Origin of the sequence: Streptomyces sp. 8N114 (assembly GCF_052245835.1) — a bacterium.
Taxonomy (GTDB): domain Bacteria; phylum Actinomycetota; class Actinomycetes; order Streptomycetales; family Streptomycetaceae; genus Streptomyces.
This window is the reverse complement of the sequence record NZ_JBQQBT010000024.1, coordinates 13,669-28,197: the sequence shown is the minus strand read 5'-3', so window position 1 is coordinate 28,197 and position 14,529 is coordinate 13,669. Positions and strand designations below refer to the sequence as shown.

Genomic DNA, 14,529 nt, shown 5'->3' with positions numbered 1-14,529 from the left:
GACTTTTCGACAGTTCACTCTGTGGTCGTCACCGGGTGATCGCCCCGCGCCGCGGCCGACGATTGCGGGAATGTTGCGTGAACGACGAAGAGATAGTTGCTATTCCCAACGATCGGCGGGCGAGCGGCACGGGAGCACCACTCCCAGGCTGACGTCTGTTCCCCCGATCCGCCCGTCGAACACAGCCCGATTGCCCCGGACCGGACCTGCGAAGGCGGCGCGAGGCCCGGAGCCAACACGGTGACCCCCCATGACTGGGGAGATATCGCCAACGTCTAAAGTGGCGTGGTACGCGCGAGCTTGACCCGGGCCTGCACCTTTTCTTCTGTGCGCCCGTGCGGGTTCGCTGGTTCCTCATAAGGCGATCAGGGGTGTCCGTGACGGCCGTCGAATCCCGTTCTGCGGGGACGCTGGAGCCCAGCGGCCACCGGCCGCTCGGTGCCCGCGTAAAGGCGTTCATCGAGCTGACCAAGCCGCGGATCATTGAGCTGCTCCTCATGACCACCGTCCCGGTCATGTTCCTCGCGGCCCAAGGTGTTCCCGACCTCTGGCTCGTGGTCATCACCTGCCTCGGCGGCTATCTGTCCGCGGGCGGCGCCAACGCCCTGAACATGTACATCGACCGCGACATCGACGCGCTGATGCACCGCACCGAGCGGCGCCCCCTCGTCACCGGGATGGTCAGCCCGCGCGAGTGCCTGGTGTTCGGCATCAGCCTTGCGGTGGCCTCCACCCTGATGTTCGGGCTGCTGGTCAACTGGCTGTCCGCCGCGCTGTCGTTGGGCGCACTCCTCTTCTACGTCGTCGTCTACACGATGATCCTCAAGCGGCGCACCTCGCAGAACATCGTGTGGGGCGGCATCGCCGGCTGCCTGCCCGTCTTCATCGGGTGGTCAGCGGTCACGAACGAGGTGAGCTGGGCCGCCGTCATCCTCTTCCTGGTGATGTTCTTCTGGACGCCGCCGCACTACTGGCCGCTGTCCATGAAGGTCACGGAGGACTACAAGCGGGTCGGCGTGCCCATGCTCCCGGCCGTCGCCGGCAATGTCGTCGTCGCCAACCAGATCGTCGTCTACAGCTGGGTGATGGTCTTCGTCTCCCTGCTGCTGTGGCCGCTGGGCTACGTCGGCTGGTTCTACCCGCTGGTCGCGCTGGTGTCGGGCGGACTGTGGCTCTGGGAAGCGCACGCGCTGCGGGCCCGCGCCCGCGCCGGTCTGACGGGGGCCAAGCTCAAGGAGATGCGGCTCTTCCACTGGTCGATCACCTATGTCTCGCTGGTCTTCGCCGCGGTGGCCATCGACCCGTTCCTTCGCTGAGCGCCCTGAGCGCTGCGCCGAGGCCGCGCACAAATGGGCCCCTCCCGGTGGCGGGAGGGGCCCATACACATCTGCGCGGCATTTCCTTTCCGCCGCAGCGGCGGAAAGCGGAGCACTAATGGCTCGAGGGCCCGCCCAGCTGGACCCCGGCCATACGAGCCCACTCGTACGGGCCGGTCCGCACGTGCTCGGCCATCTCGCCGTCGAAGCTCTCTTTCAGCGTGGGGCCTGCGGTCTCCACCGCCTGCTCGGCAACCTCCTTGGAAGGCGCCATCAGGTCGCCCCAGGTGCCGTCCGCACCGACCAGGGAGATACGGAAACCGACCTGACCCACGTACGCGATCTGCGCCTCGGCACTGCCTCCGTGCTGCCGCGCGAAGGCGCCGATCTGCTTGGCGAGCCGGGCCGCCCGTTTGCTGCTGTCTGCTGCCATGGGGCAGATGCTACCCGCGGGTAGCCAAATCGGCGAGAGGGGGAGCCGCAGCGGACTCCGAGGCGGGGACGGTGTTCTCCGCATCCGCCGGGAGTCCGCGCTCCCGGGTGGAGAGCACCACCCGCAGCACCCCGATCCACACCAGTGTCGAGCCCAGCAGATGCAGGCCGACCAGCAGCTCGGGCAGATCCGTGAAGTACTGCACGTATCCGAGGACGCCCTGCCCGAGCAGGACCAGGATCAGATTGCGCGCGGTGCGCCGGGGCCCCATGGGGGCGTCCATGACGCGCAGGCCCACGTAGAGCACTACCGCCAGGGCCACCACGATCCAGGCGAAGGCGGCATGTGTCTGCGTCGCCAGCTCCACGGCGACCGGCATCCGCTTCACATCGCTGCTGTCCCCCGCATGCGGCCCCGAACCGGTGACGACGGTGCCGGCGACGATGAGGCAGGCCGCGAAGAAGGTCAGTACATAGGTGAGCTTCTTGACGGGCTTCCCCACCAGCGGACGGGGCGGCGCGTCGCCCTCCCGGGCGCGCAGCCAGGTAAGGGTGGTGACGGTCAGCAGTGCGGTCGCGGCCAGGAAGTGGCCGGCGACGACGAACGGGTTCAGCTTCACCCACACCGTGATGCCGCCGACGACGCCGTTGCTCATGATGACCCAGAACTGCGACCAGGCGAGCCTGCTCAGCCCCTTGCGGGCGGGCTTGGCCGCCCGTACGGCGATGATGGTCCAGCCCGCCGCAGCGGAGACCACCCAGGCCATCATGCGGTTGCCGAACTCGATGGCTCCGTGGATGCCCATCGCGGAGGTGGTGGTGAGGCTGTCATCGGTGCACTTGGGCCAGGTGTCGCAGCCCAGCCCCGAACCGGTGAGCCGCACGGCCCCGCCGGTGACCACGATGACGATGCTCATCAGCAGCGAGATGAAGGCCGCCCGCTCCACGGTGCGGGGCGAGGGGGTCCAGCGCGCGGCGATGTACGCGACGGGGTTACGTACGAGTTCGAGCAGATTCGGCACGGAGCCATGGTAGGGCGCCGCTTGTGCGCGCATTCACGAGGGGCCGTCTTCGGGCTCACTCCCACTTGAAGAAGCGTGCCGCGGCGCCCAGCCCCAGTACCGCCCATACGGCCAGCACGCCGAGGTCGCCCCATGGCACTCCGGCCCCGTGCCGGAGCACGTCGCGCAGGCCGTCCGAGAGGGCGGAGATCGGCAGCAGCTGGAGCACGCTCTGCGCGGCATCCGGGAACTTGTCCAGCGGGACGATGACGCCGCCGCCGACCAGCAGCAGGATGAAGACCAGATTGGCCCCCGCCAGCGTCGCCTCCGCCTTGAGCGTCCCGGCCATCAGCAGACCGAGCCCGGAGAAGGCCGCCGTGCCGAGCAGCAGCAGGAGCAGCACCGTCGCCGGGTTGCCGTGCGGCGACCAGCCCAGCGCGAGCGCCACCACGGTCAACAGCAGCACCTGGAGGGCCTCGATGACCAGCACGGAGCAGGTCTTCGCCGTCATCAGCCCCCAGCGGGGCAGCGGCGAGGTGCCGAGCCGCTTCAGCACGCCGTAGCGGCGCTCGAATCCGGTGGCGATGGCCTGCCCGGTGAACGCGGTCGAGAGCACCGCGAGCGCCAGGATGCCGGGCGCCAGGAAGTCGACCCGCGAGCCCTTGCCGGTGTCGACGATGTCCACGGCGCTGAAGAGCACCAGCAGCAGCGTCGGAATGATGACGGTGAGCAACAGCTGCTCCCCGTTGCGCAGCTGCGTCCGGGTCTCCAGCCACGCCTGTGCCCGCACCATGCGCGACAGCGGCGCGGCACCGGGCTTGGGCGCATAGGTCCCGGAGGTCCCTGTGCCACTCATGACCGCAGCCCCTTCCCCGTCAGCTCCAAGAAGACGTCCTCCAGCGTGTGACGCTCCACCGAGATGCGGTCCGGCAGGACACCGTTCTGGGCGCACCAGGAGGTCACGGTGGCGAGCAGCTGGGGGTCGACGGTGCCGGTGAGGCGGTAGCTGCCCGGGCTGAGCTCGACCGCGACGGTGTCCGCGGGGAGGGCCTTGAGCAGCGACGTCAGATCGAGTCCGGGGCGGCCGGCGAAGCGCAGGGTGTTCTCCGCGCCGCCCTTGCACAGCACCTCGGGGGCGCCCTGGGCGATGACCTTGCCGCCATCGACGATGGCGACGTCGTCCGACAGCTCCTCGGCCTCGTCCATGTAGTGGGTGGTCAGCAGCACCGTCACGCCGTCGGCGCGCAGGTCGCGGACCAGGTCCCAGGTGGCGTGGCGGGCCTGTGGGTCGAGTCCGGCGGTCGGCTCGTCCAGGAAGACCAGTTCGGGGCGGCCGACCAGGGCCAGCGCCAGCGCGAGGCGCTGCTGCTGGCCGCCGGAGAGCCGGCGGTACGGGGTGCGGCCGCAGCCGCCCAGGCCGAGACGTTCGATGAGCGCGGTCACATCGAGCGGGTGCGCATGCAGCGTCGCCATATGGCGCAGCGTCTCCTCCACCCGTGCCGTGGGGTAGATCCCGCCGCTCTGGAGCATCACCCCGATGCGGGGCCGCAGCTCGGCACCCTGCGTCACCGGGTCGAGCCCGAGCACCCGTACGGTGCCGGAGTCCGGCCGTCGGTAGCCCTCGCAGGTCTCGATGGTGGTGGTCTTACCCGCTCCATTGGGGCCGAGGAACGCGGTGACGGTGCCCCGCGCGACGGTCAGATCGAGCCCGTCGACGGCGGTCCTGCTGCCGTACCGCTTCACCAGCCCGGCGACTTCCACAGCCGCTGAACTTCGCATGCGGTGCAGTCTAAGGAGCGGATCGCGTCACTCTTCTGGCGGGCCGGGCGGGCTCTCGCTGTGAGCCGGGCGGGCTCGTGCGGCGGGCTGTGCGGACCTGGGCCGCTCCTCCTGGTTAGGTCTGCCTTACGTGATGCACCCCATTGTGGCTGGTCATGGCCGTCGCTTGCCGGGGTCTGGCGAATTAAGCAACAATGACGTTGTGAAAAAGAGGGAGCAGGCTCGGGAGGACCGACCGATGGCCGAACGGGCCACCGGCGCGGATGCCGCGTCCGGCCCCTCCGCAGCACATTCCTCGACAACACAGGATGAACAGCACGGCACGAGGAACAAGGTCGCGCGCTCCATTCTCGACCACGGTCCGTCCACCGCGGCCGAGCTGGCGCTGCGTCTGGAGCTGACCCAGGCCGCCGTCCGCCGTCATCTCGACGCACTCGTCGCCGAGGGCGTCGTGGAGGCCCGCGCCAAGCGGGTCTACGGCTCGCGCGGCAGGGGGCGCCCCGCCAAGGTCTTCGCTCTGACTGACTGCGGCCGGGACGCCTTCGACCAGGCGTACGACCAGCTGGCCGCCGACGCCCTGCGGTGGATCGCCCAGACCGCCGGTGGCGGGGAGGTCGGGGAGGCTGCGGTCGCGGCCTTCGCTCGTGCCCGCGTCGAGGCGCAGGCGGAGAAATACCACGAGGCGCTGGAGAGCGTTCCGCCCGAGGACAGGGCACAGGCGCTGGCGCGTGCGCTGTCCGAGGACGGGTACGCTGCCACGGCGCGTGCCGCGCCCGCGCAGGCGGGCGAGCAGCTCTGCCAGCACCACTGCCCGGTGGCCCACACTGCCGAGCAGTTCCCCCAGCTGTGCGAGGCGGAGACGGAGGTCTTCTCCCGGTTGCTCGGCACGCACGTCCAGCGTCTGGCGACCATCGCGCACGGCGACGGAGTGTGCACGACGTTCATTCCCAGAGCGCACCGGCATCCGAAGGCCGCCGCGGCGAAGCCCCCGGCAGCCAGGACGCCCGAACCAGCCAAGACCAGCAACGCCAGCAACGCCACCAAAGCGAACGAGGCCGGGAGGAACCCCGCATGACCGCTCCTACGGAGACTGCTCACCCCGAGCTTGAGGGGCTGGGCAAGTACGAGTACGGCTGGGCCGACCCCGATGCCGCGGGCGCAGCCGCCAAACGCGGCCTCTCCGAGGATGTCGTCCGTGACATCTCCGGGAAGAAGAACGAGCCCGAGTGGATGCTCAAGCTGCGGCTCAAGGGCCACAAGCTCTTCGAGAAGAAGCCGATGCCGAACTGGGGCTCGGACCTGTCGGGTATCGACTTCGACAACATCAAGTACTTCGTCCGGTCCACCGAGAAGCAGGCCCAGAGCTGGGAGGACCTGCCCGAGGACATCAAGAACACCTACGACAAGCTCGGTATCCCGGAGGCGGAGAAGCAGCGCCTGGTCGCCGGTGTCGCCGCGCAGTACGAGTCGGAGGTCGTCTACCACCAGATCCGCGAGGACCTGGAGAAGCAGGGCGTCCTCTTCCTGGACACGGACACCGCGCTGCGCGAGCACCCCGAGCTGTTCCAGGAGCACTTCGGCACGGTCATCCCTGCCGGTGACAACAAGTTCGCCGCGCTGAACACCGCGGTGTGGTCGGGCGGCTCGTTCATCTACGTGCCGAAGGGCGTGCACGTCGACATCCCGCTCCAGGCCTACTTCCGGATCAACACCGAGAACATGGGCCAGTTCGAGCGGACGCTGATCATCGTCGACGAGGACGCCTACGTGCACTACGTCGAGGGCTGCACGGCGCCGATCTACAACTCGGACTCGCTGCACTCGGCCGTCGTCGAGATCATCGTCAAGAAGGGCGGCCGCTGCCGCTACACGACGATCCAGAACTGGTCGAACAACGTCTACAACCTGGTCACCAAGCGCGCCGTGGCCTACGAGGGCGCGACCATGGAGTGGGTTGACGGCAACCTCGGCTCCAAGGTGACGATGAAGTACCCGGCGGTCTACCTCATGGGTGAGCACGCCAAGGGTGAGACGCTGTCCGTCGCCTTCGCGGGCGAGGGCCAGCACCAGGACGCGGGCGCCAAGATGGTCCACATGGCCCCCCGCACCTCCTCGAACATCGTCTCCAAGTCGGTGGCCCGCGGCGGCGGCCGCACCTCCTACCGCGGTCTCATCGAGATCGGCGAGGGCGCCGAGGGCTCCAAGTCCAACGTGCTGTGCGACGCGCTGCTGGTCGACACCATCTCGCGGTCCGACACCTACCCCTACGTCGACGTCCGCGAGGACGACGTGACGATGGGCCATGAGGCGACGGTCTCCAAGGTCAGCGACGACCAGCTGTTCTACCTGATGAGCCGCGGGCTGTCGGAGGACGAGGCGATGGCGATGATCGTGCGCGGCTTCGTCGAGCCGATCGCCAAGGAGCTGCCCATGGAGTACGCGCTGGAGCTCAACCGGCTGATCGAGCTGCAGATGGAGGGCGCGGTCGGCTGACGCCGGTCCGCCCCCGTTCCCCGTATGAGGCAGCACCGTTCTTGATCCCAGAAAGCGAGCAACACGACAGCCATGGCTGAGGCCCAGAACTCCCCCAAGGACCTGCGGCAAGCTCCGGTCCAGGGGGGACCCCCACCGGTCGGGTCCAACACCACCGGAGCCATCGCGGTGGCCGCAGAGTCCACCACCGCCACGAGGATGAGCGCGCCGCCGTCCTTCGACGTGGCGGACTTCCCGGTGCCGCACGGCCGCGAGGAGGAGTGGCGCTTCACTCCGCTGGACCGGCTCAAGGGCCTGCACGACGGCACGGCGCAGGCGACCGGCACGGTCAAGACCGAGGTGTCGGCGCCCGACGGGGTCACCGTCGAGAAGGTGTCCCGGGACGACGCGCGCATCGGCCGCGCCGGCAAGCCGGTGGACCGGGTGGCGGCCCAGGCGTTCTCCTCGTTCGAGAAGGCCAGTGTCATCACGGTGCCCAAGGACGCGGTGCTGACCGAGCCGGTGCGGGTCAACCTGCACGGCGAGGGCGGTGTCACCTACGGGCACACGGTCTTCGACATCGGCGCCTTCGCCGAGGCCGTCATCGTCATCGACCACACCGGGGACGCGGTGCGCTCGGCCAACGTCGAGTTCGTCCTCGGCGACGGTGCCAAGGTGACCGTCGTCTCCGTCCAGGACTGGGACGACACCGCCGTGCACTGCTCGCAGCACAACGCGCTGGTGGGCCGGGACGCGACGTTCAAGTCGGTCGTGGTCACCTTCGGCGGCGACGTGGTGCGGCTCAACCCCCGGGTCAGCTACGGCGGCCCGGGCGCCGAGGCCGAGCTGTACGGGCTGTACTTCACCGACGCGGGGCAGCACCAGGAGCACCGTCTGCTGGTCGACCACGACACCCCCAACTGCCGCAGCAATGTCGCCTACAAGGGCGCGCTCCAGGGCGACGAGGCGCACGCGGTGTGGATCGGTGATGTGCTCATCCAGGCCGAGGCCACCGGCACCGACACCTACGAGCTCAACCGGAACCTGGTGCTCACCGACGGAGCGCGCGTCGACTCGGTGCCCAACCTGGAGATCGAGACCGGCGAGATCGTCGGCGCCGGACACGCCTCGGCGACCGGCCGCTTCGAGGACGAGCAGCTGTTCTATCTGATGGCGCGCGGCATCCCCGAGCGCGAGGCGCGCCGCCTTGTGGTGCGCGGCTTCTTCGCCGAGCTCGTCCAGCAGGTCGGCCTGCCGGACGTGGAGGAGCGCCTCATCGCCCGGATCGAGGCGGAGCTGGAGGCATCGGTCTCATGAGTGAGGAAGGCTTCGTCAAGGCGGCTTCGCTGAGCGAGCTGGAGGAGGACACCCCGCTGCGGGTGGAGCTGGGCGGCGTCCCGGTCTCCCTCGTCCGCACCGAGGGTGAGGTCTTCGCCATCAACGACATCTGCTCGCACGCCAATGTGTCGCTCTCCGAGGGCGATGTGGACGAGTGCAGCATCGAGTGCTGGCTGCACGGCTCCCGCTTCGACCTGCGGACCGGTAAGCCCTCCGGACTGCCCGCCACCCGCCCCGTCCCCGTGTACCCCGTAAAGATCGAAGGGGACGATGTGCTCGTCTCCGTCACACAGGAGTCCTGAAGTCCCCATGGCAACGCTTGAGATCAACGACCTGCACGTCTCCGTCGAGACCGAGGGCGGCCCCACCGAGATCCTGCGCGGCGTCGACCTGACCGTGAAGCAGGGCGAAACGCACGCGATCATGGGCCCGAACGGCTCCGGAAAGTCCACGCTGGCCTACTCGCTGGCGGGCCACCCGAAGTACACCGTCACCGGCGGCTCCGTGAAGCTCGACGGCGAGGACGTCCTGGAGATGTCCGTCGACGAGCGCGCCCGCGCTGGCGTCTTCCTCGCCATGCAGTACCCGGTCGAGGTCCCCGGTGTCTCCGTCTCCAACTTCCTGCGCACCTCCGCCACCGCCATCCGCGGCGAGGCCCCCAAGCTGCGTACCTGGGTCAAGGAGGTCAAGGAGGCCATGCAGCGCCTCTCGATCGACCCGGCGTTCGCCGAGCGTAACGTCAACGAGGGCTTCTCCGGTGGTGAGAAGAAGCGCCACGAGATCCTTCAGCTCGAACTGCTGAAGCCCGCGATCGCGATCCTGGACGAGACCGACTCCGGCCTCGACGTGGACGCGCTGCGCGTCGTCTCCGAGGGCGTCAACCGCGTCCGCGAGTCCGGCGAGGTCGGCACCCTGCTGATCACGCACTACACGCGCATCCTGCGCTACATCAAGCCCGACTTCGTGCATGTCTTCGCCAAGGGCCGTATCGCCGAGTCCGGCGGCGCCGAGCTGGCCGACAAGCTGGAGGAAGAGGGCTACGAGGAGTACGTGAAGGGTGGTGCCACTGCGTGACACAGCTCCCGGGTCTTCTGGACACCGAGGCGATCCGTAAGGACTTTCCGATCCTGGACCGCCTGGTGCACGACGGGCAGAAGCTCGTCTACCTGGACAACGCCGCCACCTCGCAGAAGCCGACGCAGGTGCTCGACGCCCTGGCCGACTACTACGAGAAGCACAACGCCAACGTCCACCGGGGCGTGCATGTGCTGGCCGAGGAGGCAACGGCGCTGTACGAGGGCGCGCGCGACAAGGTCGCCGCGTTCATCAACGCGCCCAGCCGCGACGAGGTGATCTTCACCAAGAACGCCTCCGAGTCGCTCAACCTGGTGGCGAACATGCTCGGCTGGGCCGACGAGCCCTACCGCGTCGAGCGGGACACCGAGATCGTCATCACGGAGATGGAGCACCACTCCAACATCGTTCCGTGGCAGCTGCTGTCGCAGCGCACCGGCGCGAAGCTGAAGTGGTTCGGCCTCACCGACGAGGGCCGACTGGACCTGGCCGGGATCGAGGAGCTGATCACCGAGCGCACCAAGGTGGTCGCGCTCACCCTCGTTTCCAACATCATGGGCACCTTCAACCCCGTCGAGGACATCGTGCGGCGGGCCCAGGAGGTGGGCGCGCTGGTCGTGGTGGACGCCTCGCAGGCAGCCCCGCACATGGTGCTGGACGTGCAGGCGCTGCAGGCCGACTTCGTCGCCTTCACGGGGCACAAGATGTGCGGCCCCACCGGCATCGGTGTGCTGTGGGGGCGCCAGGAGCTGCTCAACGACCTGCCGCCGTTCCTCGGCGGCGGCGAGATGATCGAGACCGTCACGATGCACGCGTCGACGTACGCTCCGGCGCCGCACAAGTTCGAGGCAGGCACTCCGCCGGTCGCCCAGGCCGTCGGGCTGGGTGCCGCGGTGGACTATCTGACCGCGATCGGCATGGACCGCATCCAGCAGCACGAGCACGCGCTGACGGAGTACGCGGTGCGCCGGCTCCAGGAGATCCCGGACCTGCGGATCATCGGCCCCGCCACGGCCGAGGACCGCGGTGCGACGATCTCGTTCACGCTGGGTGACATCCACCCGCACGACGTGGGGCAGGTCCTGGACGAGCAGGGCATCGCGGTGCGCGTCGGCCACCACTGCGCCCGCCCCGTCTGCCTGCGGTACGGAATTCCTGCGACAACGCGAGCGTCGTTCTATCTGTACTCCACGCCCGCCGAGGTGGACGCCCTGGCGGACGGGCTGGAGCACGTACGGAATTTCTTCGCTTAGGGGCTGTCGGTGAAGCTGGACTCGATGTACCAGGAAGTGATCCTGGACCACTACAAGCATCCGCACGGACGTGGGCTGCGCGACGGCGACGCCGAGGTGCACCACGTCAACCCGACGTGCGGTGACGAGATCACCTTGCGTGTGCGATACGACGGCGACACCATCGAGGACGTGTCGTACGAGGGCCAGGGCTGTTCCATCAGCCAGGCCAGTGCCTCGGTGCTGAACGAGCTGCTGGTCGGCAAGGAACTGGCCGAGGCCCGCAGGATCCAGGAGACCTTCCTGGAGCTGATGCAGTCCAAGGGCCAGCTGGAGCCGGACGACACGATGGAGGACCTGCTGGAGGACGCCGTGGCGTTCGCCGGGGTCTCGAAATACCCCGCGCGCGTGAAGTGTGCCCTCCTGAGCTGGATGGCCTGGAAGGACGCGACGGCGCAGGCGCTGGGGACCGAAGCCGACTCGGCCAAGGAGAAGACCGCATGACGGAGATGACCACCAAGCCCGCGAGCGAGGAAGAGGTCCGCGAGGCGCTCATGGACGTCGTCGACCCTGAGCTGGGCATCGACGTCGTCAACCTCGGCCTGATCTACGGAATCCACGTCGATGACGCGAACAGCGCGACCATCGATATGACGCTCACCTCGGCTGCCTGTCCGCTGACCGACGTCATCGAGGACCAGGCACAGTCCGCCACCGAGGGCATCGTCAACGAACTGAAGATCAACTGGGTCTGGATGCCCCCGTGGGGTCCCGACAAGATCACCGACGACGGCCGCGAGCAGCTGCGGGCGCTGGGCTTCAACGTCTGAGAGCTCCCGCACCCGTTTCCGTACGTCAGCAACGGCCGCGTACCCCCTGGGTACGCGGCCGTTCGCATGCGCGGAAAATCGTGTGTACGGCCGTACGCAACGTTGTGTACGCTCGTACGTATGGCGTATGTGATGCTGGCCGGGGCAATACTGGCCGAGGTGCTGGGGACGACCTCGATGAAATACAGCGACGGCTTCAGCAGACTGGTGCCCTCGCTGGTCACGGCGGTCGGCTATCTGGTGGCGTTCGTCCTGCTCGCGCAGACCCTCAAGAGCATGTCCGTAGGGACCGCCTATGCCATCTGGTCCGGCGCCGGGACAGCGGCCATCGCACTGATCGGCATGGTGTTCATCGGCGAGGCGGTCACCGCCGCGAAGATCCTCGGCCTGCTGCTGGTGATCTGCGGGGTGGTCGTCCTCAACCTGGGAGGAGCGCACTGATGGGGCGGCGATACGACCCCGAACGCCGGCAGCGCATCATCGACGCCGCGATCCGCATCGTGGAGCTGAAGGGCATCGCGGCCCTCAGCCACCGCGCGGTCGCGGCCGAGGCCGATGTGCCGCTCGGCTCCACGACGTACCACTTCGCGAGCCTGGACGATCTGCTCGTCGCGGCGCTGGAGCAGGTCACCTGCGGACCGCAGTCCGCGATCGAGAGCTGGGACAGGGAACTGGCGGGCGACGAGCCGCTGCTGGACGCGCTGACGCGGATTCTGGAGGAGTACGCCTCGGGTGCGCACGGGCGGATCCGGCTGGAGTACGAGCTGTATCTGGCCGCGCTGCGCCGCCCGCCCGTCCAGCCGGTCGCGGCGGCCTGGATCGACGAGTGGGTCGAGGTGGTCGGCCGTCACACCGCCGACCCCGCCACCGCGCGGGCGCTGGCAGCACTCATCGACGGACTGCTGCTGCAGTTCCTGCTCACCGACCGGCCCTTCGACCGGGGGGAGGTCCGCTCGGCGCTCGCCCGGGTGATCGGCGACCCCGGCGCGGGCACGGACAGTGACCGTTCGTAGCGCCCTCCCGGTGACCGCTCGACCTGTGGACCGGTTCGTCATCGCGGGCCGAGTCCGGATAGCGTTCGAGGTATGACCGAAGCACCCACCTCTCCCAGCACCACCGGCGCCGTCGCCGCCGGGCTCGCCACCGTCGCTGCCGACGGCACTGTCCTGGACACCTGGTTTCCGCAGCCGCAGCTCGTCGCCGAGCCCGGCCCCGCCGGAAGCGAGCGGCTGAGCGCCGAGCGCGCCGCGGAGCTGCTCGGCGAGAGCGCGCCGCAGGCCCTCGGCGAAGACCCCCGCCGCGGGGTCGAGGTCGTGGCCGTCCGTACGGTCATCTCCTCCCTGGACGACAAGCCCCTGGACGCGCACGACGTCTATCTGCGGCTCCATCTGCTCAGCCACCGGCTGGTCGAGCCGCACGGCCTCAGCCTCGAAGGACAGTTCGCCCACCTGGCCAACGTCGCCTGGACCAACCTCGGCCCCGTGCCGGTGGACCAGGTCGAAGAGGTCCGCCTGGCCGCCCGGGCCTCGGGTGCGTACCTGAACGTGACCAGCGTGGACAAGTTCCCGCGGATGACCGATTACGTCGTACCCACGGGCGTGCGCATCGGGGACGCCGACCGGGTCCGGCTGGGTGCGCACCTGGCCGAGGGCACCACGGTGATGCACGAGGGCTTCTGCAACTTCAACGCCGGCACCCTGGGCACCTCCATGGTCGAGGGCCGGATCAGTGCGGGCGTCGTCCTCGGTGACGGCACCGACCTCGGTGGCGGCGCCTCGATCATGGGCACCCTCTCCGGCGGTGGCAAGCAGGTCATCTCCATCGGCGAGCGCTGCCTGATCGGCGCCGAGGCGGGCATCGGTATCTCGCTCGGTGACGACTCCGTGGTGGAGGCCGGGCTCTACGTCACGGCCGGTACCCGCGTCACCCTCCCGGACGGAGAGATCGTCAAGGCGCTGGAGCTCTCCGGCGCCACCAATCTGCTCTTCCGCCGCAACTCGGTCACCGGCGCCGTCGAAGCCCTGCAGCGCAGCGGCTCCTGGGGCGGCCTGAACGAGGCGCTGCACAGTCACAACTGAGCACCGATGGGGACGGCAGCGGTAGCCCGCTGTCCCGCACACATGCCCGTAGGCCATAGGCTTGCGGGCATGCGTGATCTCGGGGCCGGACTGCGGTATTTGGGGCGGGGACAGCAGTGGGTGCTCGCCCACGGACGATGGTTCGGGTTCGGGCTGTTGCCCGCGCTGATCACCCTCGTCCTCTATGCGGCGGCCCTCACCGCGTTGGGCTTCTACGCCGACGACATCGCCACCTGGGCCACTCCCTTCGCCGACGACTGGGGCTCGACCGGCCGGGCACTGACCCGTGGCGTCTTCGCGGTCATGCTGTGGGTCGGTGTGCTGATGCTGGCCGTGGTGACCTTCGCCGCCGTCGCGCTGCTGATCGGCGAGCCCTTCTACGAGAAGCTGTCGGAGAAGCTGGAGGAGAGCGAGGGCGGGCTGCCCGAGGGCACCGTCGACCACCCCCTGTGGCGGGAGCTGTGGATCGCGTTGTGCGACAGCGTCTACGTCCTCTTCCGGACGCTGCTGTTCACCATTCCGCTGTTCTTGCTCGGCTTCGTCCCGTTCATCGGCCAGACCGTCGTTCCGGTGCTCGGCATCTGCGTCTCCGGTTTCTTCCTCACGGTGGAGCTCGCCTCGGTCGGACTGCAACGCCGGGGTGTCCCGGTGAAGGAGCGGCTGGTGATGCTGCGGCAGCGGAAGGCCCTGGCGCTGGGCTTCGGGGCGCCCTTGGCGCTGGCCTTCCTGGTGCCGCTGCTGGCCGTTCCGCTGATGCCGGGTGCTGTCGCGGGGGCGACGCTGCTGGTGCGGGACCTCACGGGCGCCTCCGGCGTGGGAGGGCCCGGCGCGGGGCGCCCCCTCGCGGGGCGCCCTGGCGCGGGGCCCGGCGCCGGCTCCGGGGTGCCGAACCCTTACGGGGGGCCGGGGCAGCCCGCTCCTCCGTACGGCCGGCCCCCGGCGCCGCCGCAGTACGGCCCGCCTGGTCGCCCCTGACG

At 69.1% G+C, this 14,529-nt stretch carries 17 protein-coding genes; 13 read left to right on the top strand and 4 right to left on the bottom strand.

The features are described 5' to 3' along the window. Window positions 1–371 precede the first annotated feature (371 nt). Window positions 372–1,316, top strand: coding sequence for a heme o synthase (locus tag ACTWQF_RS30905; RefSeq protein WP_443283036.1), 945 nt, complete (start codon window positions 372–374; stop codon window positions 1,314–1,316). Between the two features lie 115 nt (window positions 1,317–1,431). On the opposite strand, the gene ACTWQF_RS30900 is transcribed toward ACTWQF_RS30905, so the two are convergent. The 4 genes from ACTWQF_RS30900 to ACTWQF_RS30885 are packed head-to-tail and all read right to left on the bottom strand — an operon-like array spanning window position 1,432 to window position 4,528. Then, on the bottom strand, window positions 1,432–1,749 hold the full coding sequence (locus tag ACTWQF_RS30900; protein ID WP_443283035.1) for a hypothetical protein: 318 nt from the start codon (window positions 1,747–1,749) through the stop codon (window positions 1,432–1,434). A 10-nt stretch (window positions 1,750–1,759) separates the two neighbouring features. Further along, window positions 1,760–2,770: a COX15/CtaA family protein gene (locus ACTWQF_RS30895; protein WP_443283034.1), complete on the bottom strand. Its 1,011-nt coding sequence runs from the start codon at window positions 2,768–2,770 to the stop codon at window positions 1,760–1,762. A gap of 55 nt (window positions 2,771–2,825) precedes the next feature. Continuing rightward, window positions 2,826–3,605, bottom strand: a complete 780-nt coding sequence (locus ACTWQF_RS30890) for an ABC transporter permease (RefSeq protein WP_443283033.1) — start codon at window positions 3,603–3,605, stop codon at window positions 2,826–2,828. Then, on the bottom strand, window positions 3,602–4,528 hold the full coding sequence (locus ACTWQF_RS30885; RefSeq protein ID WP_443283032.1) for an ABC transporter ATP-binding protein: 927 nt from the start codon (window positions 4,526–4,528) through the stop codon (window positions 3,602–3,604). Before ACTWQF_RS30885 ends, ACTWQF_RS30890 begins: the two co-directional genes overlap by 4 nt. 238 nt (window positions 4,529–4,766) lie before the next feature. On the opposite strand from ACTWQF_RS30885, the gene ACTWQF_RS30880 reads away from it, so the two are divergent. From ACTWQF_RS30880 to ACTWQF_RS30825, 12 genes are all read left to right on the top strand, one after another. Continuing rightward, a complete protein-coding gene (locus ACTWQF_RS30880; protein WP_443283031.1) occupies window positions 4,767–5,603 on the top strand; it encodes a helix-turn-helix transcriptional regulator in 837 nt (278 codons plus the stop codon). Further along, window positions 5,600–7,021: a Fe-S cluster assembly protein SufB gene (gene sufB, locus ACTWQF_RS30875; RefSeq protein ID WP_443246643.1), complete on the top strand. Its 1,422-nt coding sequence runs from the start codon at window positions 5,600–5,602 to the stop codon at window positions 7,019–7,021. Before ACTWQF_RS30880 ends, sufB begins: the two co-directional genes overlap by 4 nt. Before the next feature lie 72 nt (window positions 7,022–7,093). Continuing rightward, complete coding sequence (gene sufD / locus ACTWQF_RS30870) at window positions 7,094–8,317, top strand: Fe-S cluster assembly protein SufD (RefSeq protein WP_443283030.1); 1,224 nt, start codon at window positions 7,094–7,096, stop codon at window positions 8,315–8,317. Then, window positions 8,314–8,640: a non-heme iron oxygenase ferredoxin subunit gene (locus ACTWQF_RS30865; protein ID WP_443283029.1), complete on the top strand. Its 327-nt coding sequence runs from the start codon at window positions 8,314–8,316 to the stop codon at window positions 8,638–8,640. Before sufD ends, ACTWQF_RS30865 begins: the two co-directional genes overlap by 4 nt. A gap of 7 nt (window positions 8,641–8,647) precedes the next feature. After that, on the top strand, window positions 8,648–9,412 hold the full coding sequence (gene sufC, locus ACTWQF_RS30860; protein ID WP_443283028.1) for a Fe-S cluster assembly ATPase SufC: 765 nt from the start codon (window positions 8,648–8,650) through the stop codon (window positions 9,410–9,412). Further along, a complete protein-coding gene (locus ACTWQF_RS30855) occupies window positions 9,409–10,665 on the top strand; it encodes a cysteine desulfurase (protein ID WP_443283027.1) in 1,257 nt (418 codons plus the stop codon). Before sufC ends, ACTWQF_RS30855 begins: the two co-directional genes overlap by 4 nt. A gap of 9 nt (window positions 10,666–10,674) precedes the next feature. After that, window positions 10,675–11,148, top strand: a complete 474-nt coding sequence (gene sufU / locus ACTWQF_RS30850; protein WP_443283026.1) for a Fe-S cluster assembly sulfur transfer protein SufU — start codon at window positions 10,675–10,677, stop codon at window positions 11,146–11,148. Then, window positions 11,145–11,474 carry a metal-sulfur cluster assembly factor gene (locus ACTWQF_RS30845; RefSeq protein WP_027736579.1) on the top strand — a complete coding sequence of 110 codons (330 nt, stop codon included), beginning with the start codon at window positions 11,145–11,147 and terminating at the stop codon, window positions 11,472–11,474. The genes sufU and ACTWQF_RS30845 overlap by 4 nt, the downstream gene beginning before the upstream one ends. A 120-nt stretch (window positions 11,475–11,594) precedes the next feature. Next, window positions 11,595–11,915: a DMT family transporter gene (locus ACTWQF_RS30840; RefSeq protein ID WP_443283025.1), complete on the top strand. Its 321-nt coding sequence runs from the start codon at window positions 11,595–11,597 to the stop codon at window positions 11,913–11,915. Then, a complete protein-coding gene (locus ACTWQF_RS30835; protein WP_443283024.1) occupies window positions 11,915–12,487 on the top strand; it encodes a TetR/AcrR family transcriptional regulator in 573 nt (190 codons plus the stop codon). Before ACTWQF_RS30840 ends, ACTWQF_RS30835 begins: the two co-directional genes overlap by 1 nt. 72 nt (window positions 12,488–12,559) lie before the next feature. Then, window positions 12,560–13,552 carry a 2,3,4,5-tetrahydropyridine-2,6-dicarboxylate N-succinyltransferase gene (gene dapD, locus ACTWQF_RS30830; protein WP_443283023.1) on the top strand — a complete coding sequence of 331 codons (993 nt, stop codon included), beginning with the start codon at window positions 12,560–12,562 and terminating at the stop codon, window positions 13,550–13,552. Between the two features lie 69 nt (window positions 13,553–13,621). Further along, entirely contained in the window at window positions 13,622–14,527 is a 906-nt protein-coding gene (locus ACTWQF_RS30825) for an EI24 domain-containing protein (protein WP_443283022.1), read from the top strand. Window positions 14,528–14,529: the final 2 nt, after the last annotated feature.